Origin of the sequence: Streptomyces sp. SID1328 (assembly GCF_009865595.1) — a bacterium.
GTDB classification, from domain to species: Bacteria; Actinomycetota; Actinomycetes; order Streptomycetales; family Streptomycetaceae; genus Streptomyces; species Streptomyces griseoluteus.
The window spans coordinates 1-1,115 of record NZ_WWKH01000323.1 but is presented as its reverse complement, the minus strand read 5'-3'; the positions used below and the strand labels follow the sequence as shown (position 1 = coordinate 1,115).

The 1,115-nt window shown below is 67.7% G+C and carries 1 protein-coding gene and 1 pseudogene; both read left to right on the top strand.

Going from position 1 to position 1,115, the window contains the following annotated elements; genetic code table 11:
- A pseudogene (locus GT030_RS09300) lies at positions 1 to 825 on the top strand (glucose-6-phosphate isomerase); the annotation flags it as partial.
- Between the two features lies 1 nt (position 826).
- Positions 827 to 1,115 (top strand): NAD(P)-binding domain-containing protein (locus tag GT030_RS09295; protein ID WP_161200680.1); only part of this gene is annotated, 289 nt, incomplete at its 3' end.

Here is a 1,115-nt window from a genome sequence, read left to right as displayed (position 1 = left end):
GACTCCGCGATCGGCCTGTCGGTGATGATCGCGATCGGTCCGGAGCGTTTCCGGGAGATGCTGGACGGTTTCCACACCGTGGACGAGCACTTCCGTACCGCTCCGGCGGAGGAGAACGCGCCGCTGCTGCTGGGCCTGCTGGGCATCTGGTACGACGACTTCTTCGACGCCCAGTCGCACGCGGTCCTGCCGTACAGCCACTACCTCTCGAAGTTCACCGCCTACCTCCAGCAGCTCGACATGGAGTCCAACGGCAAGTCCGTGCAGAAGGACGGCACGCCGGTGGAGTGGCAGACCGGGCCGGTGGTCTGGGGCACGCCCGGTACCAACGGGCAGCACGCGTACTACCAGTTGATCCACCAGGGCACGAAGCTGATCCCGGCGGACTTCATCGGCTTCGCCCGCCCGGTGGACGAGCTGAGCGACGAACTCAAGGCCCAGCACGACCTGTTGATGGCCAACTTCTTCGCCCAGACCCAGGCCCTCGCCTTCGGCAAGACCGAGGACGAGGTCCGCGAGGAAGGCGTCGCCGAGGCGCAGGTGGCCCACCGCACCTTCCGCGGCAACCACCCCACCACCACGATCCTGGCCCCCGAGCTGACCCCTTCCGTGCTCGGCCAGCTCGTCGCCCTCTACGAGCACAAGGTGTTCGTCCAGGGCGCGGTCTGGAACATCGACTCCTTCGACCAGTGGGGCGTCGAGCTGGGCAAGGTGCTCGCCAAGCGCATCGAACCCGCCCTCACCGAAGGCGCCGAGGTGCCCGGCCTCGACCCCTCCACCACGGCCCTCGTCGCCGTCTACCGCTCCCTCAAGGAAGTGAACTGACATGCAGCTCGGACTCATCGGCCTCGGCAAGATGGGCGGCAACATGCGCGAGCGCATCCGCCGCGCGGGCCACCAGGTCATCGGCTACGACCGCAACCCGGAACTGACCGACGTCAAGGACCTCGCCGAACTGGTCGAGAAGCTCGACGCGCCGCGCACCATCTGGGTCATGGTCCCGGCCGGCACCGCCACCCAGGTCGTCATAGACGAGCTGAAGGACCTGCTCTCCCCCGGCGACACCGTCGTGGACGGCGGCAACTCCCGCTGGACGGACGACGAGAAGCACGCCG